16 protein-coding genes and 2 pseudogenes are annotated in these 17925 nt (G+C 62.6%); 4 read left to right on the top strand and 14 right to left on the bottom strand.

What is annotated here, in order from left to right; translation table 11 throughout:
* Positions 1 to 114: 114 nt before the first annotated feature.
* Together QRQ56_RS00005 and QRQ56_RS00010 are read right to left on the bottom strand one after the other, a co-directional pair.
* Positions 115 to 513 (bottom strand): ERF family protein, encoded by a 399-nt coding sequence (locus QRQ56_RS00005; protein ID WP_438736600.1) that lies wholly within the window; start codon positions 511 to 513, stop codon positions 115 to 117.
* Between the two features lie 148 nt (positions 514 to 661).
* The gene (locus QRQ56_RS00010; protein ID WP_438740022.1) at positions 662 to 1480 is read right to left on the bottom strand and encodes a YqaJ viral recombinase family protein; all 819 of its coding nucleotides are present in this window, start codon (positions 1478 to 1480) and stop codon (positions 662 to 664) included.
* Positions 1481 to 1844: 364 nt separating this feature from the next.
* On the opposite strand from QRQ56_RS00010, the gene QRQ56_RS00015 reads away from it, so the two are divergent.
* Positions 1845 to 2057: a hypothetical protein gene (locus QRQ56_RS00015; RefSeq protein ID WP_438736602.1), complete on the top strand. Its 213-nt coding sequence runs from the start codon at positions 1845 to 1847 to the stop codon at positions 2055 to 2057.
* The gene (locus QRQ56_RS00020) at positions 2054 to 2422 is read left to right on the top strand and encodes an HAD-IIIA family hydrolase (protein ID WP_438736604.1); all 369 of its coding nucleotides are present in this window, start codon (positions 2054 to 2056) and stop codon (positions 2420 to 2422) included. Before QRQ56_RS00015 ends, QRQ56_RS00020 begins: the two co-directional genes overlap by 4 nt.
* A gap of 1185 nt (positions 2423 to 3607) precedes the next feature.
* Here the strand turns inward: QRQ56_RS00020 and QRQ56_RS00025 are convergent.
* From QRQ56_RS00025 to QRQ56_RS00040, 4 genes and pseudogenes are all read right to left on the bottom strand, one after another.
* Positions 3608 to 3805, bottom strand: a pseudogene (locus QRQ56_RS00025) (AMP-binding protein); the annotation flags it as partial.
* 65 nt (positions 3806 to 3870) lie between these two features.
* Entirely contained in the window at positions 3871 to 4077 is a 207-nt protein-coding gene (locus tag QRQ56_RS00030; protein ID WP_438736606.1) for a hypothetical protein, read from the bottom strand.
* Positions 4078 to 5352: 1275 nt separating this feature from the next.
* A pseudogene (locus QRQ56_RS00035) lies at positions 5353 to 5682 on the bottom strand (recombinase family protein); the annotation flags it as partial.
* 202 nt (positions 5683 to 5884) lie between these two features.
* The gene (locus QRQ56_RS00040) at positions 5885 to 7108 is read right to left on the bottom strand and encodes a phenylacetate--CoA ligase family protein (RefSeq protein WP_438736607.1); all 1224 of its coding nucleotides are present in this window, start codon (positions 7106 to 7108) and stop codon (positions 5885 to 5887) included.
* Between the two features lie 86 nt (positions 7109 to 7194).
* On the opposite strand from QRQ56_RS00040, the gene QRQ56_RS00045 reads away from it, so the two are divergent.
* Positions 7195 to 8346: an AGE family epimerase/isomerase gene (locus QRQ56_RS00045; protein ID WP_438736609.1), complete on the top strand. Its 1152-nt coding sequence runs from the start codon at positions 7195 to 7197 to the stop codon at positions 8344 to 8346.
* A 60-nt stretch (positions 8347 to 8406) separates the two neighbouring features.
* Here the strand turns inward: QRQ56_RS00045 and QRQ56_RS00050 are convergent, their stop codons facing one another.
* The 7 genes from QRQ56_RS00050 to QRQ56_RS00080 form a co-directional block, all read right to left on the bottom strand.
* Positions 8407 to 9246, bottom strand: coding sequence for an ABC transporter ATP-binding protein (locus tag QRQ56_RS00050; protein WP_438736611.1), 840 nt, complete (start codon positions 9244 to 9246; stop codon positions 8407 to 8409).
* A gap of 131 nt (positions 9247 to 9377) precedes the next feature.
* On the bottom strand, positions 9378 to 10661 hold the full coding sequence (locus QRQ56_RS00055; RefSeq protein ID WP_438736613.1) for an ABC transporter substrate-binding protein: 1284 nt from the start codon (positions 10659 to 10661) through the stop codon (positions 9378 to 9380).
* A 43-nt stretch (positions 10662 to 10704) separates the two neighbouring features.
* A complete protein-coding gene (locus tag QRQ56_RS00060) occupies positions 10705 to 11778 on the bottom strand; it encodes a branched-chain amino acid ABC transporter permease (protein ID WP_438736615.1) in 1074 nt (357 codons plus the stop codon).
* A gap of 3 nt (positions 11779 to 11781) precedes the next feature.
* Positions 11782 to 12675 (bottom strand): branched-chain amino acid ABC transporter permease, encoded by an 894-nt coding sequence (locus QRQ56_RS00065; RefSeq protein ID WP_438736617.1) that lies wholly within the window; start codon positions 12673 to 12675, stop codon positions 11782 to 11784.
* Positions 12672 to 12788 (bottom strand): ABC transporter, encoded by a 117-nt coding sequence (locus QRQ56_RS00070; protein WP_438736619.1) that lies wholly within the window; start codon positions 12786 to 12788, stop codon positions 12672 to 12674. The genes QRQ56_RS00065 and QRQ56_RS00070 overlap by 4 nt, the downstream gene beginning before the upstream one ends.
* Positions 12789 to 12793: 5 nt before the next feature.
* On the bottom strand, positions 12794 to 14725 hold the full coding sequence (locus QRQ56_RS00075; protein ID WP_438736621.1) for a long-chain fatty acid--CoA ligase: 1932 nt from the start codon (positions 14723 to 14725) through the stop codon (positions 12794 to 12796).
* Entirely contained in the window at positions 14722 to 15543 is an 822-nt protein-coding gene (locus tag QRQ56_RS00080; RefSeq protein ID WP_438736623.1) for an ABC transporter ATP-binding protein, read from the bottom strand. Before QRQ56_RS00080 ends, QRQ56_RS00075 begins: the two co-directional genes overlap by 4 nt.
* 336 nt (positions 15544 to 15879) lie before the next feature.
* Between QRQ56_RS00080 and QRQ56_RS00085 the strand changes: the two genes are divergently transcribed.
* Entirely contained in the window at positions 15880 to 16554 is a 675-nt protein-coding gene (locus QRQ56_RS00085; protein ID WP_438736625.1) for a Crp/Fnr family transcriptional regulator, read from the top strand.
* Positions 16555 to 16563: 9 nt separating this feature from the next.
* Here QRQ56_RS00085 and QRQ56_RS00090 read toward each other — a convergent pair whose 3' ends face one another.
* Positions 16564 to 17826 carry an MFS transporter gene (locus QRQ56_RS00090; RefSeq protein WP_438736627.1) on the bottom strand — a complete coding sequence of 421 codons (1263 nt, stop codon included), beginning with the start codon at positions 17824 to 17826 and terminating at the stop codon, positions 16564 to 16566.
* Between the last annotated feature and the right edge of the window lie 99 nt (positions 17827 to 17925).

A 17925-nucleotide genomic window follows, 5' to 3' on the forward strand; every position in this document is an offset into this window, starting at 1 on the left:
CGACCGGGACAAGCAAGCAAATCAGGCTGCCTGAGTGACCGCTACGCGGTCCTCACCGGATGCTTACGCTGATCCTGGCACAGGTGAGCAGCTCATCGTTGTCCTCCTGGGCGGCTAGCTGGCCCAGGAGCCGGTCCAAGAGTTCGGCGGAGCCGTCGGGCGGCAAGACCAAGGTCTGTTCAGTACGCCGCCAGACGTCCTTTTTTTCGGTCGTGACGCAGCCTGCGGCTGGGTCGCCGCGGGAGGCTCGGTGGCGACATCGGGCGCGTCCAATTCATCCTCTCCGGCGATCCCGACCAGGGCGAACAGGGCATACCGGCGGGCATACGTCAGCGCGGAGCCAATCCGGTGCGGCGCCTCGACCTCCTTGGTGCCGCAGACCGGAAGGTCGGAGGAGATCCATTCCCCGGAGGCGTGGGCGAGCGGGGTGGTGAAATGGATCTGACCTGTGACCTGCTCGATCCGGGTAGTCTGTATGGTGGCGATCTCCCGCTGGCTCAGCGTCTTTCGCACGCTGTCCAGGCGCTCGCGAGGGAGGCGTAGCGGAAGGCCCGATCATCCTCCCGCGGGAAGCGTGACGTGATGATGGCCGTCAGGGTCTTTTCGGGTCGCCAGTTCAGCCTGGGCCCGGGCGAAGGCGGCTGCGATGGTCCCGATGTGCTCACTGGACTGATGCATGAGAGCCCTCAGCCAGCCGAGCCTCGAAGCTGATCGTGCCTGATTTCGAACGTTTGGCTTTGATGCCGTGGCCGGTGGCCTCCTTGGGATCCTCAGGCATGAGCTTCTTCAGATCCGCTTTGGCCGTCTCGTGCTCGCCGTGGGCCTCTCGGGTCCGCAGGTAGATCGCCGCCAGTTCAGCCCATTGATTGGACGTGGACATATCGACGACTTTGACCGCCTCCAGTCTCGGGCGGGGCGCCTCGATATTGAAGAGGATAGGCCGTTCGCCGCTTTGGACGCAGCGCCAGAACTTCTTCTCGGCCGTGAGCAGGAGGTGCTGGTACAGCGGATCAGCGTGGAGCTTGATCTCAACCCATTTGCCACCGGCGGTGATGATGGAGAGGACAGCGCTGCGGGATGCGGTGACCCACATGTTGTGTTGCAACTGGGCCATGTGTTTCTCGGCCGCAGCTTCCTCAGTGAAGGCCCAGGGCAGCATGAACTTTGCTTCGAAGACCGCGCCGGTCTGCTCGACCGTTCCGTCCAGCGTTGCCGCCATCCATTTGCGCACGGGGTGCCGAACACGCTTCTGGATGTCCTTGACGGTGTGACCGCTGGCGCGTTGGTACCAGGCGCGGTTCAAGACCTCTGTCACGGTCCCGAGCTGGACGATCAGATCGTCCGAGAGATCCTGCGGTTCGATTTCGCCGCGCTTTTCCCGCCACAGGCGGATGAGGTTCTCCTGGTCGTGTCCCATGATGATGCGGGCATCCGAGCCGCCGATGAAATGGCGGCGGTCGTTCGGGGTGAACCTGATGATTTAATTTGGCACGTCTGCGCCATTCGTTTGAACCGTTGTCACCGATATCTCCCAAGCAAGATCAAGCGGCTTACTTGCCGCACTGCTTGAAGCCCCGCGTCCGCGAGGCGAGATACTGGCGCGATGATTGGCGTTGGCGCCCGGTCGATCAGTAACGCTCCAATCGCCGTCCAGCGCCAGTCCTTTCTGCAGCAATATCATTGCTCGGTTTAGCGGCAGGAATGGCTCTTGTTCTCCCGCGCTAAGGACGAGGGCGACCGGAGGCTGACCAGCACTAAGCGACAAAACGAAGCCGTTTTACGTTTCAAGGGCAAATCGCTGGATGCAAAGGCACGGCGCATACAAGGATCTGTCTACGCGCGATATGTTGAAAAAAGCAGTGATTGTCGGAAGATCGGTCGTATCCCTTCCAGCGTGGGCAAGACAGCTTATGCGTCCCGCAGTCTTCTTTGATCGTGGCGGCGTCCTCAACGAGGACGACGGCTATGCTTTTGATCCGGACAAGATCCGGTGGGTGGAAGGCGCCCAGCAGGCCGTAAGAGCAGTCAATGACGCAGGTATTTTGCGTTTGTGGTGACGAACCAATCAGGAATTGCGAGGAAGTTTTACGAGGAGCGGCATGTTCGCAATTTGCACGAACGGATGTCGCGCGAGCTTAAAGGCTTTGGCGCGCATATCAATGCGTTCGAATTTTGCCCGCATCATCCCGATGGTCTGATTGAGCGTTACCGCGCCCTCTGCAACTGTCGTAAGCCACAGCCGGGGATGATCAGGGCCCTTCTTGAGCGGTACCCAGTTGATATCGATGCCAGGTTCATGATCGGCGACAAGCAGAGTGATCTTGATGCGGCGCAAGCGGCCGGCATGCCGGCCTATCTGTCGATGGGGGTAAACCTTCATTCGTTCATCGTCCGGCTATTAATGGACCGGTCTCCGGCCTGAAATACTGTCGCACCGCGGAGGTGCGGGAAGGAGGATTAATGCCGTCGATTCACAATCGACGGATCGATCGCTGGCTAGTAAAATCCGGGAGGGAAGTTTGGCGTCAAAGCGACAAATCGAAGCCAATCGCGCAAACGCAGCGAAGAGTACCGGCGCAAACCAGCGCTGGGAAAGCAATAGCTGGCCGCAACGCTTATCGGCATGGATTATCTCGTTGGGACGAAGCCGCTAGTTCGGGTTTCAATGGATTGGACGCAGTGCTTGCGGAGGAGCTTAAAGGCAGGAATGTTGAAGATGCGTTTCAAGATTTGGTCCAAGCTAGGAGTCGACAGGCTCGCCTGCGGGCTCTGAGACTCGGTCTAATCCTGACCGTGGTTGAGGACGCCTAACCAAAGCAAATGAGATTTCTGTGGAGCTTGGAGCGCTATGAGAAGGCTGCGCTTTCACGGCAGCGTCGGGGGCTCAAACGCTTGAAGCGGCACAACGTGTGACGATCACAAGCGGGTCGAAACCATAGAACTCAAGGCGCGTTTTAGGAGGGAGCACCAACCGACTGGACGGTTTGCGTTCATCTGCTATTATTTCGAGGTATGGGAGGCCCTATGAACTACATTTTCCCACTGTTGGCCCTCGCCATCACCATCGGCCTTTTTGTAGGCTACGCGATGGTGCGGCAAGACTTTCGCCGATCGAGGTCTTCAGATGGAGTTCCGCGCTGGCCTGATTCCGGTCTGAGGCGAGCCCGCCCACTTATATCGGCATTGCGCTAGCAACCGAGCTATCGGGAATGCGGCGTAAACCATCGTACATCGAAAAAACCGAAAATCCGCTTGCGCCGTCGGGCAAAACAGGGGCTTATGAGGTGCTGGTCCAGCCGTAAATGGAGCCCAGCCTGTGTCCGACGAATACAAGGCTTTGTCCGATCTGCCTGAAATAGCTAAGCTTAACGGAGAATTCCGAAGGAACTACGGGAAGCTTCTTGCAGCTTTTTTGTATCTGCATTCGATCAACGCAGCCCGTGGACGCCTCTGGTTCTTGGCTGCCTTGCTGTCGGCGGTTTGCTCCGCGGCAATCGCGTGGCTGGGGAGGCAGGGCATCTCGCTATGAGCTGCGGCCGAGAGGCTGAAGACGATTGGCTAATCGAGGTACGGGATTTATAGGGGATTTCCAGCGTCGACGTAAATCAAAGGCCGCGGCGAGCGCATCGACCCGCTCGGCGAATTCTCGCCAGGTCCATCTGACGCCGTGGCTGGGCGAGACGAGCGCCTCGCGATCTCCCCAGGGCTGCACCGCGTGATCGAGGCTGCGGCCGATGGTGTCGCCGAGCAGCGGCGTGTCCAAGATGCCGCAAACGGGGGCGTGCGACTCGCGACAAAGCGGCAGCCTTTCTCCAGCCGCTGCGTTGAGCTCTCACCTGTAAGCGCGAACGCGAGCAGCCGAGGGGCCGCTCAAACTACCCCGCCGAAATCGATGCCTTCTTTGGCGAGCTGTTCAGCTTCCTCAGCCGATGCGGCAGGCTTCGTATCCAGATAGGGATGCTCAGAGGCCGGCAGGATGGTGCGGATGTTCTGGCCATCCGCCCGCGTGATGCGGGCAATCCAACCTCTTTGGCCGTGCTCAACTTGCTCGATGTGGTACTGCTTGTACGTAATCATGACTCTCAAACGCAACTGACGCTGACGCGGATCGTATTTACTATCTATATGAGCCGGCGCCACCTCACAACCGGGGTTAAAGCCCAGTTAACGCCCGCCAACCCGATGATTGGTCATAAGCTGATCGAAAAACCCGCCGGCTTGGGGCCGGCGGGAGTTAACTGAGATTGCGACCGCGCTAGTGGTCACCTGCGGACCGTAGCACGGGAACTTGCCAGCGTTAGGGGGACTCGTGCCCATTTTGTAGCCCGTCAACAGTCTGCGGCAGAAGACGGGGCTCGCGGTTACAGCGCCTACAGCTGAGTTGTCGATCCGCTAGCAGCCAGCCCAGCGACTTTTGGCCTCTCACCCCTGGCGTGATTATTGCTCTGCAACTTGCCCGCGGAAGTCGAGCCGGCTCAAGGCTTCCCAACACTTTTGATACTTGCGTGGCGCGTGTTGAAGTGTTGCAGCGGGAGATCACGAGAAGGTTAGTCGCATTCGCGGCTCTCGGAAGCGAAGTCACGTGCAGCAAGCTCAAATTTAAAATTCGTGATCCGCTCGAAGATGGGAGTCGCAATCCTGTCCGATTCCTGGATGGTGAGCGACCGAATGCCGATCGACGTGAGTTCGTCTCTGAGGATGTTTGCAACTATCGATATGACGCCCATACGACTACGTCCTGGAGCAGCTGTCGAATGTCAACCAGAGGCTAGCACGAGATCTCAGTTTATCTCAATCGGAGTTGTCTGTGACTTCGTCTGGTTTTGGATAGATCCGTTTTCTGTCGGCTGGTGCGCGCTGGCCTGGTTTGGCAGATAGCCCGCGTTCCTACTAGGCGCCGAGTGACCGCTTTGAATAAGACCCATACCCCGTCGCCCGCACACCGCTTCCGAGAAGCGAATAGTGCGCTTCACTATACCATCGGTCGGCAACAAAACGTAGTCGAGGACCGCCCTGTTGTGTTCGGCCAGCCGGATAGCAGCTATCCAACCGTCAGGAAGGCACGCCTCGCGCTCGATGCTCTAGTGCGGTGCGTGCGTCGGCTTTTGGCCGCGAGTCCAGCGAGCAGCCCTCACTTAAAGACAGGTCTTTCCATTTATGCGGAGGCAGTTGCTCGCGCCGCCAGAACTTATGCGTCCGCCTGCCGCTTTGATCGCGGTCTCAGCCTGATCGACAAGCCTCGACCTTAGCTCGGACCAGACAGGACGCGAGTCAAGAAATTCGTAATTTCTCTTCGGGGTGTAACCGAGCAGCCGATATAGATTTGAAGACTGCCGAAATGGGTTTGGCAGGTCATAGAGCAGGCAGCCCCGGCGTTCGGTCGATAATAGCCGGCGTCAAGCGCCCTTCTTTGAGCAGAGTCTTGCGTAGCCGTAGGAGAATCTCCTCCTCGGATATGTCAACACGACGCTCCACAATAATCTTCGTGACTTTGAAGAAGACCTCGTGATCGATGATGGGTTCGATGCAGCCCTCGGTTCTGATCCATTGTTCAGGCGGACTCTTCACGGCGGATTGCCGGAGCTTTTGGGACTTCCGGTTGAAGATGAGGTTTCCGATATAGTTCTCGTTTCTAAGGACAGTACCGACTGCCGCGCGAGTCCATGATGCGCCTGTGCTCGATACGAGCCCTTCTGGTTAGCTTCCCTGCTTCGGCTCGACATATTCGCTGTTATTTGGGGAAGAATTCGCTGAATTCCCTGTTATTTTCCATCCTGCCTCTCGCAGTCGCGCACAAGCCCCTGAAATTTCGGGATTTTTCGTAGTTCTACGGCCAAATCGGGCTAGCTTTTTGCAAATATTCGCTGTTATTAAGCCGGGTCAGCTACCGCTCGTCCGCGATCACCTTGCCGTCGTTGGGCAGCGCGCCAGGGCTGACCAGCTCGACGGCTCCGCCGAGCTTCGTCACGGTGCGCAAGGTGCCGGCGATCTCTTCGCGCAACGCCTCGCTCGCGGCCGTCGTCTCCGCCTTCAGCGTCATCGCGTCGGTCTCGCCCTGTCGGGTGACGACGAGGCGGAGTTTTCCCAGCGCGGAATGACGCTTGCCGATCTCGGCGACCTGCTCGGGGCGGACGAACATGCCCTTGACCTTCGTGGTCTGGTCGGCGCGGCCCATCCAGCCCTTGATGCGCATGTTGGTGCGACCGCAGGCACTCGTGCCTGGTAGGGCTGCGGTGAGGTCGCCGAGGGCGAGCCGGATCCAGGGATGATGCGGGTCGAGCGAGGTCACCACGATCTCACCGACCTCGCCGGGCGCCACGGGATCTTCGGTGCCGGGCCTGACAATCTCCAGGATCAGGTCTTCGTTCACGACCATGCCCTGGCGCGCCTCGGTCTCGAAGGCGATGAGGCCGAGATCGGCGGTGCCGAAGGCCTGGTAGGCATCGATGCCGCGCGCCTTGATCTCGGCCTGCAGCGAGGGCGGAAAGGCTGCGCCGGAGACCAGCGCTCGCTTGATCGAGGAGACGTCGCGGCCCGAACTCGCCGCTGCATCGAGCAGGATCTTCAGGAAGTCCGGGGTGCCGCTGTAGCCGACCGGGTGGTAGGCCTCGATCAGCTCGAATTGCTGTTCGTTATTGCCGGGCCCGGCCGGGATCACGGCGCAGCCGAGCGCCCGGGCCGAGGCATCGAAGATGAAGCCGCCGGGGGTGAGATGGTAGCTGAAAGTGTTGAGGACGATGTCGTCGGGGCGGAACCCGGCCGCGAACAGAGCTCTCGCGCCCCGCCAGGGATCGGACTGGCGTCCCTCGGGCTCGAAGATCGGGCCGGGGGAGGTGAAGAGGCGGGCGAATGAGCCGGGGGCGGCCGCCACGAAGCCTCCGAAGGGCGCAGAGGCCTTGTGCAGGGCGGGCAGTTCCGACTTGCGCAGAACCGGCAGGCCCGCCAGCGCCGCCCGGGAGGTCACGGCAGCGGGATCGATGCCCTTCAGCCGCTCGGCATAGGCGGGGGCGGCCATCGCGGCTCGCAATACCTCCGGCAGGCGGGAGAACAGATCGGCCTCGCGCGTTGCCGGCTCACGCGTCTCGCGGGCGTCGTAATGGGCGGTCATGGCTGTTCTTTCCGTGTTGGCATCCGTTGCGCGTCGCCACCGGCATGGGTATCAGACCGCCATTGGCGAGGCTTGGAGACGACCCGATGGCGGACGTAGGAAATATTGCGGCGGAAGATGCCGCTGACGTCGTCGCGCGCCTGAAGCGCCGCATGATCGACGAGGCGCTGCCGCTGTGGTCGACCGTCGGCTGGGATCGGTCGACGGGCGGCTTCATCGACCGGCTGCACCGCGACTGCACGGCGGATGTCGCTGCGCCGCGGCGCGTGTTCGTGCAGGCCCGCCAGATCTATTGCTACGCCAAGGCGGCGCAGATGGGCTGGTATCCCGAGGGGCGCGCCATCGCGCTGAAGGGGCTGGAGCACCTGCTCGCGAAGGCGAAATCGCCTGACGGCCGGCCGGGCTATGTGCACCGGCTGACGCCGGAAGGAACGGTGCTGGATGGCCGGCGCGATGCCTACGATCACGCCTTCATCCTGTTTGCGCTCGCAACCGTCTACGCGCTCGACCAGGACGCGCAGGTCCGCGCCGAGATCGACGCGTTGCTCGCCTTCCTCGACGGCCATCTCCGCTCGCCGCACGGGGGCGTGCACGAAGGCCTTCCGATCACGCTGCCGCGCCGGCAGAATCCGCACATGCATCTGTTCGAGGCGATGATCGCGTGCTTCGAGGCGACCCACGATCTGTCGTTCCAGAACCGGGCCGGCGAGTTCTTCGCGCTGTTCCTCGCCAACCTCTACGACAAGCGGAAGTGTGTGCTCGGCGAATATTTCGAGGAGGACTGGTCGAAGATCGAGCCGGTCAGCATCGAGCCCGGTCATCAGGCAGAATGGGTCTGGCTCCTGAAGGGGTTCGAACGCATCACGGGCTGTCCGACCGGACAGCGGCGCGCCGAACTCCTGGCGAGCGCGCTGCGCTACCGCGACGAGGTCACGGGATGCCTGGCCGACGAGGGGGACGACAGCGGCAACATCCGCCGCAGCACGCGCCGGCTGTGGCCGCAGACCGAGATCGCGAAGGCGTGGATCGCGCAGGCCGAATCCGGCGAGGCGGGCGCGGCCGACGAGGCGCGCGCGGCGCTGGTGCGGCTCGAACAGCATTATCTCAGCCATCCCGTGAGGGGCGGCTGGTACGACCAGTTCGATCGCGACGGCAAGTCGCTGATCGACACCATTCCCGCGTCGTCGTTCTATCATGTTCTCTGCGCAATCACGGAAGCGGAGCAGGTGTTGAGTTAGTGCCATCTTGTTCTGACGCGTTGTCGTCACGCGACCCGGTTTCCGCGTCGCCTGAAAACGCTACAGCCAGCGCTTGCGCCGCTTGAAGCTCTTGAGGTTCTTGAAGCTCTTGCGCTGGTCGCCGGCGCCGCCGAGGTAGAATTCCTTGACGTCCTCGTTGTCGCGCAATTCGTCGGCGGTGCCGTCGAGCACCACCTTGCCCTGCTCCATGATGTAGCCATGGCTCGCCACCGACAGCGCGGCGCGGGCGTTCTGCTCCACCAGGAGAATGGTGACGCCGAGATCGCGGTTGATCTTCTGGATGATCGAGAACACCTCTTTCACCAGCAGCGGCGACAGGCCCATCGACGGCTCGTCCATCAGGATCATCTTCGGGCGCGCCATCAGCGCACGGCCGATCGCAAGCATCTGCTGCTCGCCGCCGGAGAGGTAGCCGGCAAGGCCGGTGCGCTCCTTCAGGCGCGGGAAATAATTGAAGACCATGTCGAGATCGGCATCGACCTCGCGGTCCCTGCGGGTGAAGGCGCCAAGCCTGAGGTTCTCCAGCGACGTCATGTCGGCGACGATGCGGCGGCCTTCCATCACCTGGAAGATGCCGCGGCGGACGATCTTGTCGGGATCGATGCCGGCGATGGATGAGCCCTCGAACAGGATCTCGCCGCGCGTGACCTCGCCATCCTCGGTCTTGAGCAGCCCGGAGATCGCCTTCAGCGTCGTCGACTTGCCGGCGCCATTGGCGCCCAGCAGCGCCACGATCGCGCCCTTGGGCACGTCGAGGCTGAGCCCGCGCAGCACCAGGATGACGTCGTCATAGACGACCTCGATGTTGCGCACGGCGAGGAGGGGCGCGGGGGCGACGGCTGTTGGTTTGGCGCGGGATGCTTCGAGGGTGTCGGTCATTCGTCTTCATTCTCCGCTGTCGTCACAGCTTCTTCCGTCATTCCGGGGCGGTCCGCAGGACCGAACCCGGAATCTCGAGGTTCCGGGTTCGATGCTTCGCATCGCCCCGGAACGACGAACGGACTAGGGGCTCACCAGCCCAGCAGCTCCGGCTTGCGCGGCAGTTCGACGGTCTTGACCTTCTCGAGCTTGATCGCGCCCTTGGCCATGAGATCGTTGAGCTCGCCGTCGGTCGCACCAGTGATCTTGGTGCGATAGAGGTCGACCTTCAGCGTGCCGCGGTGGTCCTTGTCGGTCCATGTCGAAGGATTGCAGACGCCTTCCATGCCGGCCGGGACCCAGTCCTTCTTCTGATAGAATCCCTTGCGGACGTTCTCGCCGGTGGCGCCGCCGTTCTTGGCGGCCCAGTCGAGTGCTTCCTTCATGTAGAGCGCCGAACAGACGGCCGCGATGTAGTGCACCGGGCGATAGACCTTCCCGGTGGGATCGGACATCTTGGAGATTTCCATCACCGTCTTCATGCCGGGCGCATCGCCGCCCCAGCTCACGGCGGTGCGCAGCGGGAAGATCACGCCGTTGGCGGCATCTCCTGCCGTCTTGGCGGCGTTCTCGTCCATGCCCCAGACATTGCCCATGAACTGGATCTCGACGCCTGCGGTCTTGCACGCCTTCATCACCGAGATGTTGGAGGCCGCGGTATTGCCGAGATAGGCGTAGTTGGCGCCCGACGATTTCAGGCTCAGGCACTGCGCGCTGTAGTCGCCCGGCGCGAGCGCAAACACCAGCGGCGGCAGCACCTCGAAGCCGAGCTCCTGCGCCATCGCTTCACCGGCAGCCTTCGGCGCGTTCGGATAGGGATGGTTGGCCCCCATGTGGACGAACTTGGGCTTGCTGGACTTGCCCTTGCTCTTCCAGTCCTCGGCGGCCCAGATCAGCATCGCGCGCAGCGAGTCCGAATAGCTCGGACCGTAGAAGAAATTGTAAGGAGCAGGCTTGGCCTTGCCGCTGACGCCTTCGGGATCGGTGAGGGCGGCGGCATAGGAGCCGGACATGTCGGGAATTTTGTCCTGGGCGAGGAAGCCGGTCAGCGCCTCGGTGTCGGCGGTGCCCCAGCCCATGATCGCGGCGACCTTGCTGTCCGGCGCCGACCACTTCTTATACAGCGCGATCGCCTTCGGGACCTGATAGCCGTAGTCGTTGGTGTCGACATTGAGCTGCTTGCCGCCGACGCCGCCGTTCTTGTTGACCCAGGCGAAGGTGTCGGCGACGGCCTGGCCGTAGGGCGTGCCGACGTCGGAGGTACCACCGGAGCGATCCTCCAGATGACCGAGTGCGATTTGCGCCTGCGCGCTGGCCGAAAAGGCCGCAATCGAGAGCGCAAGTGACGCCGTGCCCAAAAGGGATTTCATTCTCATAGGTCGGTTCCTCCTGTTTATTGTTTAAGTGAAGCAGCCGCGCTCAGTGCGAGAACGGGTAGAGTTTCCAATAGGCCTTGATCTGCCGCCAGCGATGCGCGAGTCCGTCGGGCTCGAACATCAGGAATGCGATGATGATCACCCCGATCGCGATCTCGCGCAGGAACGTGAGGTTGTTGTTGAGACCCAGGGCCTTGTCGATCGCGCCGCCCTTCAGATGAGCGCTCAGAAGTTCCATCGACTCGGGTAGCAGCACGACGAACGCGGTGCCCATCAGTGTGCCCATGATCGAGCCGGTGCCGCCGATGATGATCATGGCGAGGAACAGGATCGAGCGCTCGATGCCGAAACCTTCCTGCGACACCACGAGCTGATAATGCGCATAGAGCGCGCCGGCGATGCCTGCGAAGAAGGCGGCCAGCCCGAACGACAACGTGCGGTATTTGGTCAGGTTGATGCCCATGATCTCGGCGGAGAGATAATGGTCGCGGATCGCCACCAGCGCGCGGCCGTCGCGGGTGCGCATCAGATTGGTGACGAGGATGTAGCTCGCCAGCACATAGGCCAGCACGACGTAGAAATATTGTTTGTCGCCGCGCAGCGTGTAGCCGAAGATCGAGAACGGGTTTGCGCTCGCCGGCACTGAGCCGCCGGAGAACCATTCGGCGCGGGAGAAGAAGTCGAGCAGGATATATTGCGCGGCGAGCGTTGCGATGACGAGGTAGAGCCCTTTCAGTCGCGCCGCCGGAATGCCGAAGATCAGCCCGACCAGCGCGGTGACGATTCCGGCGAGAGGGATCGCGAAGAACACCGGGATCGGCGCGTTGTTGGAGATGTAGGCCGAGGTGAAGGCGCCGAGCAGGAAGAAGGCGGCGTGCCCGATCGAGATCTGGCCGGTGAAGCCGACCAGGATGTTGAGGCCGAGCGCCGCGATCGAGAAGATGCCGATCTGGATCAGGATGCTGAGCCAGTAGCCGCCAAGGAACTGCGGCACCAGGCACAGCGCGAGCACGCCGGCGATCGCGAAGTTGCGGCTCGTCGTCGTCGGGAAGATCGTGGTGTCTGCCGCATAGGAGGTGCGGAAATCACCAGCAGGAATGAGGGCAGGGCCGGCCATGGGTCAGATCCGCTCGATGTCGTGGGTGCCGAACAGGCCGTAGGGCTTGATCATCAGCACGATGATGAGGACGTAGAACGGCGCGATCTCGTAGAGATTGCCCCAGTGGAGGTACTCGCTGTCGACATATTGCGCGACGTTCTCGAGCAGGCCGATGATGATGCCGCCGAGCACGGCGCCGCCGACGGAGTCGAGCCCGCCGAGGATCGCGGCCGGAAACACCTTGATGCCGTAGGCGGCAAGGCCCGAGGACACGCCGTTCACGACCGCGACGACGACGCCCGCGACTGCCGACACGGTGGCCGAGATCGCCCAGGCCATCGCGAACACGCTCTTGACGGAAATGCCGAGCGATTGCGCCACCTGCTGGTTGAACGCGGTGGCGCGCATCGCAAGTCCGTATTTGGACGCACGGAAGAACCAGGCCATGCCGATCATCATGGCGACCGAGACCACGAGGCTCATGACATAGACGGTCTGGATCTGCAGGCCGAGCAGGCTGACCGACTGGCTCTCGAACACGCGCGGGAACGGCTGCGGATTGACGCCGAACATCCACTTCAGGCTCGCCTGCAGCACGGTGGAGAGGCCGATCGTCACCATGATGACTGAAATGATGGGCTCGCCGATCATCGGCCGCAGGATGAGCACCTGGACCGCGATGCCGAACACGAACATGAACACCAGCGTCATCGGCATGCCGATCCAGAACGGGACCTGGTATTTGGCAAGCAGCGCCCAGCACACCCATGCGCCGACCAACAACAGCTCGCCTTGCGCGAAATTGACGACCTGCGTCGCCTTGTAGATCAGCACGAACGACATCGCGACCACGCCATAGAGCGTGCCGACCACGAGGCCGTTGACCAGGAGCTGAATGAGGAGGGCGGTGTTCATGTGACTTGACCCAGCTCGTCATTGCCGGGCTTGACCCGGCAATCCATCGATGCGGAAAGAAGCTTGTTCGGAAGGGGATGGATGCGCGGGTCGAGCCCGCGCATGACGACCATTTGTGTCACTCCGCAGCCTCCGCCATGTGCCCAGGCATCCCCAGATCGACCACGCGCAACGTCGTGCGGACGCGCTGCGTGGTGCCGTCCTGGAAGCGAATCACGGTGTCGACGGGGATGTCGGCATCGCCGCGGTAGATCGCGTCGATGATGCCTTCGTACTTCTCGTTGATGACGCCGCGGCGCACTTTTCGCGTGCGGGTGAGCTCGCCGTCGTCGGCGTCGAGCTCCTTGTAGAGCAGCAGGAAGCGCGAGATGCGCTGGGCCGGCGGCAATGTTGCGTTGACGGTCTCGACCTCTTTCTGCAGCAGCTTGTAGACCTCAGGCCGCGAGGCGAGGTCGCTGTAGGTCGTGAAGGAGAGGCGGTTCTTCTCCGCCCATTTCGAGATGATGGAGTAGCGGATGCAGATCATCGCCGCGAGCGCGTCGCGGCCGGCGCCCAGCACCACGGTTTCGGCGATATAGGGCGAGAACTTCAGCTTGTTCTCGATGAATTGCGGCGAGAAGCGCTCGCCGCGCGAGGTCTCGGCGAGATCCTTGATGCGGTCGATGACGACGAGCTGCTGGTTTGCGTTGAAATAGCCGGCGTCGCCCGAGAGCATCCAGCCGTCCCTGATGTCGGCGACGCTCGCCTCCGGGTTCTTGTAGTAGCCCAGGAACATGTTGGGATGCCGCACCACGATCTCGCCGACGCCGTGGACGTCGGGATTGTCGATGCGGATCTCGACATTGTCGGCCATCGGCACGCCGGTGGTATCAGGATCGACCTTGCCCTCGGGGTGCAGCGTGTAGGCCCCGAGCAGTTCCGTCTGGCCGTAGAGTGTGCGCAGCGGCACGCCCATGGCCTGGAAGAACTTGAAGGTGTCGGGGCCGAGCGCCGCGCCGCCGGTCGCGGCGGAGCGCAGGCGGGTGAAGCCGAGGCGATCGCGCAGCGCGCGGAACAGGATCGCGTCGGCATAGCCCGAGCGTTTGCCCTGTTCGAGCGCGGCGAGGCCGGTCTTCATACCGACGTCGAACAGGCGCTGCTTGAAGGGCGTGGCGTCCATCACCTTGGCGCGGACGTCGGCGGCGATGGATTCCCAGACGCGGGGTGCGAACAACACGAACGTCGGCGCGATTTCGCGCAGATCGTTCATCATCGTATCCGGCTCTTCGACGAAGTTGATCTTCATCCGGCAGAGCAGGCCTTTGCCGAGCACGTAGACCTGCTCCATGATCCACGGCAGCGGCAGCACGGAGACGTATTCGTCGTCCGGTCCCTTGGGGTCGAAGGCAAGATAGGTCGCGCAATGGCCGAGCACGCGGCCGGCGGCGAGCATCGCAAGCTTCGGATGCGACGTGGTGCCCGACGTGGTGCAGAGGATCGCGACGTCCTCTCCCTTGGTGGCATCGACGAGCCTGTCGTAAAGCTCCGGCTCGCGCGCGGCGCGGGCGCGGCCGAGCTCGGCGAATTTCTCCGCCGACATCAGCCTGGGATCCTCGTATTTCCGCATCCCGCGCGGGTCGGAATAGATGATGTGCTTCAGCTTCGGCGCGCGCTCGGCCAGCGCCAGCAGCTTGTCGACCTGCTCCTCGTCCTCGGCGAAGACGAGCTGCGCCTCGCCGTAATTGAGCAGATAGGAGGCCTCTTCATCCAGCACGTCGCGATAGAGCCCGAGACTCAATCCGCCGATCGCATGCGTCGCCACTTCCGCCGCGACCCAGTCCGGCCGGTTGTCGCCGATGATGCCGACGACGTCGCCGCGGCCGAGGCCCATCTCGAGGAGACCGAGCGCAAAGTCGCGCACGCGTGTCTGGTAGTCGTTCCAGGTGAACACGCGCCAGAGCCCGAGATCCTTTTCGCGCAATGCGATCTCGCTGCCATACTCCCGGGCATTGAGCCGGAGCATCTTGGGATAGGTGTCGGCCTGGGCGACGCGCCCTGCGTAATCCATCATGCCGCGCTCTCCTGCGCCGGAGGAGCATCGTCGGGATCGATTAGCACATCGTCTTCTTCGCCGAGATAGGCGCGCTTGACGTGGGGGTCGGCGAGCACCATCGCCGGATCGCCTTCGGCGATCTTCTTGCCGAAATCGAGCACCATGACGCGATGGGAGATGTCCATGACCACGCCCATGTCGTGCTCGATCATCACCACCGTCATCCCGAACTCCTCGTTGAGATCGACGATGTAGCGGGCCATGTCCTCCTTCTCCTCGAAGTTCATGCCGGCCATCGGTTCGTCGAGGAGGATGAGGCGCGGCTCCAGCGCCATGGCGCGGGCGAGCTCGACGCGCTTGCGCAGGCCGTAGGAGAGGGTGCCGGCTTGCGCTTTCCGCACCGACTGCAGGTCGAGGAAGTCGATGATCTCTTCGACCTTGCGGCGGTGCTCGAGTTCTTCCTTGCGCGCACCGGTGAGCCAGTACAGCGACCCCGTGAAGAAGTTGTTCTTCAACAGGTGATGGCGCCCGACCATGATGTTGTCGAGCACGCTCATGTGGTGGAACAAGGCGAGGTTCTGGAAGGTGCGGCCGATGCCGAGCGAGGCGCGGGCGTTCGGCGTCAGGCCGGTGATGTCGCGGCCCTGGTAGAACAGCTGGCCTTCGGTCGGCTTGTAGCGACCGGAAATACAGTTCACGATCGAGGTCTTGCCAGCGCCGTTGGGGCCGATGATCGAGAACAGCTCGCCGTCCCTGATGGCAAAGCCGACATCGGTCAGTGCTCGGACACCGCCGAATCGCAAGGACACGCCGCGCACTTCAAGACTGGTAGCCACCAAACGAATCCCTCCCGGTGATGGCGCTTTTTAGCGGCGCTCTTCGTCCGTTCCTGCCCGGCGATCCTAGTACGGCGTTGCCGGTGAGGCCATGCAGCAGATGGTCTCGACCGGAGCCGCGCCACTCTCGTCCCGGAAGGGATCAAAAGCCGCATCGCCCGAGGTGGTCCTCAATAGGGGAAAGCGCTATTTTGAAATGTCTCCCGGCTGACAATTCTGCGACAAAGTTTGCGGGGCGGCAGCGGCCTTCATCTTTCGTCGGATGGCGGTCGAAATCAACTTGCTGCAATGCAGCAGAATGCGGAGTGACGAAACGGTGCGGCTGGCCGCGAGATCATGATTTCAGAAGATCATCTGAAGCGCGTCGCCGCCTGGTCGCGCGAGCTCACGCAAGCGGAGATCGAGGTCGCGCGCGCCGGGATCACGGAGCGGTCCTACGGCACCGGTGAGACCGTTTTCATGCGCGGTGACACGTTCGCCTACTGGGCCGGAATGGTGGGCGGCCTTGCCCGCATGGGCGGGGTCTCGCGGGATGGCAAGGAGACCAGCCTTGCCGGGCTGACGGCAGGAGCCTGGTTCGGCGAGGGCAGCGTGCTCAAGAACGAGCCGCGCCGCTATGACGTGGTGGCGCTGCGCGACAGCCGCGTCGCGCTCATGGAACGCAGTGCCTTCATGTGGCTGTTCGAGAACAGCGTCGGCTTCAACCGCTTCCTGGTGCGCCAGCTCAACGAACGGCTCGGCCAGTTCATCGGCATGCTCGAGGTCAATCGCACGCTGGATGCGACCTCGCGCCTTGCCCGCAGCATCGCCTCGCTGTTCAACCCGATCCTCTATCCGGAATCGAGCGCGCATCTGGAGATCACCCAGGAGGAGATCGGCGCGCTTTCCGGCATGTCCCGCCAGAATGCCAATCGCGCGCTGAACCGGCTGGAGAAGGAGGGACTGCTGCGATTGGAATATGGTGGCGTCACCATCCTCGATATCGAGCGGCTGCGCGGCTACGGGGATTAGGAACAGCCGTCACCGCGCATTGGCAGGGGCGTGGACCGGCCAGAGATCCGCCCGCCAGCGGATCGCGATCGCCAGCATCGCGACGATGCCCGAGGCGGCATAGAGCGAACCGGTCGCGGAATAGCCGATCACGTCGATCAGGCTGCCGGCGGCGAGCAATCCGAGCGGCAGGCCATAGATCACCATCATGCGCACGCCCATGACGCGGCCGCGCAGATGCGCACTCGCCGTCCGCATCAGGATTACGGCGGCCGAGATCATCGACATGCTCTGCGCAATGCCGGCGAGAACGAGGCAGGACATCGCCACCGGCATGGTCCTGACCTCGACGAAGATCAGCAGCATGGCGTACCAGGCCAGGGTCGCGCCGATCAGCAGCCGGGCAATGCGCAGTCCGCTGACGAGGCTGAGCGTGATGGAGCCGATCAGCGAGCCGACGGCGAAGCTCGCCGAGAGATAGCCGAGGCCGGTCTGGTCGGTCTGAAAGATCTCCCGCGCGATGTAGGGTAGCAGTCCACCGGTGAAGGGAAACGCGGTGAGATTGGCCAGGAAGGCGACGCACAGCGCCGCGCGCATGCCGGGGCCGTTCCAGGCGTAGACGATGCCTTCCTTGAGGTCGCCGAACAGCCGCGAAATGGCATGGCTGTTGGCGGGAAGATCGCTGGTGGTGACGGTCCTTTTCGGCCGGGTCAGGCAAAGCATGAGAAGCGCAGCCGTGAAGTAAAGGCACGCGATCGCCACATAGACGAAGCCGATGCCGAGTAGGGCGAACAGCCCGGCGCCGGTCAGCGCCCCGGCAATGCGCGCGCTGTCCTGGGTGGTGCGCGCGACGCTGATGGCGCCCACCAGTTGCTCGGCCGGCATGATCTCGGCGAGCAGCGCGCCGCGGACGCCGAGATCCGAAGGGCGGATCAGGCCCATGACCGCGACGATGATCATGACGCTCAGCGGCGACAGATGACCGCTCAGCGCCAGAGCCATGATGGTCGACGACAGCACCGTATAGGCAAGACGCATCACGACCAGGAGATCGCGATGGCCCAACCGGTCGCCGATCATGCCGAACACCGGCGCGACCAGGGTCCCGACGAACTGCAGCGAGGCAAGCACGGTCAGCAGCAGCACCGAGCCGGTCTCGACCATGATGTACCAGCCGAGCACGAGCGTCTCGACCTCGAACGCCCAGGAGGTGAGCAGATCCGACGGCCATTGAAAGCGGTAATTGCGGATGCGGAACGGCGCGAGCGCAGAAGGTCGTAAGGCGGTGCTCAAGGCGCGATGGCTCGGGTCACGGCGATTCCTTTAGCCTTGTTCTTGTTCTTTCCAATCGTCACCGTAGCGCTGGCGGCTTCTGTGTCAATTGTAGCAGCC

Source organism: Bradyrhizobium sp. U531 (assembly GCF_051710265.1).
Lineage (GTDB): Bacteria > Pseudomonadota > Alphaproteobacteria > Rhizobiales > Xanthobacteraceae > Bradyrhizobium.

What these genes read in the sequence shown, in the direction of transcription:
- QRQ56_RS00015 (WP_438736602.1), top strand. Translation starts at nt 1,845, where the DNA reads ATGTTGAAAAAAGCAGTGATTGTCGGAAGATCGGTCGTATCCCTTCCA.
- QRQ56_RS00030 (WP_438736606.1), bottom strand. Translation starts at nt 4,077, where the DNA reads ATGATTACGTACAAGCAGTACCACATCGAGCAAGTTGAGCACGGCCAA.
- QRQ56_RS00040 (WP_438736607.1), bottom strand. Translation starts at nt 7,108, where the DNA reads ATGACCGCCCATTACGACGCCCGCGAGACGCGTGAGCCGGCAACGCGC.
- QRQ56_RS00045 (WP_438736609.1), top strand. Translation starts at nt 7,195, where the DNA reads ATGGCGGACGTAGGAAATATTGCGGCGGAAGATGCCGCTGACGTCGTC.
- QRQ56_RS00050 (WP_438736611.1), bottom strand. Translation starts at nt 9,246, where the DNA reads ATGACCGACACCCTCGAAGCATCCCGCGCCAAACCAACAGCCGTCGCC.
- QRQ56_RS00055 (WP_438736613.1), bottom strand. Translation starts at nt 10,661, where the DNA reads ATGAGAATGAAATCCCTTTTGGGCACGGCGTCACTTGCGCTCTCGATT.
- QRQ56_RS00060 (WP_438736615.1), bottom strand. Translation starts at nt 11,778, where the DNA reads ATGGCCGGCCCTGCCCTCATTCCTGCTGGTGATTTCCGCACCTCCTAT.
- QRQ56_RS00065 (WP_438736617.1), bottom strand. Translation starts at nt 12,675, where the DNA reads ATGAACACCGCCCTCCTCATTCAGCTCCTGGTCAACGGCCTCGTGGTC.
- QRQ56_RS00070 (WP_438736619.1), bottom strand. Translation starts at nt 12,788, where the DNA reads ATGGTCGTCATGCGCGGGCTCGACCCGCGCATCCATCCCCTTCCGAAC.
- QRQ56_RS00075 (WP_438736621.1), bottom strand. Translation starts at nt 14,725, where the DNA reads ATGATGGATTACGCAGGGCGCGTCGCCCAGGCCGACACCTATCCCAAG.
- QRQ56_RS00085 (WP_438736625.1), top strand. Translation starts at nt 15,880, where the DNA reads ATGATTTCAGAAGATCATCTGAAGCGCGTCGCCGCCTGGTCGCGCGAG.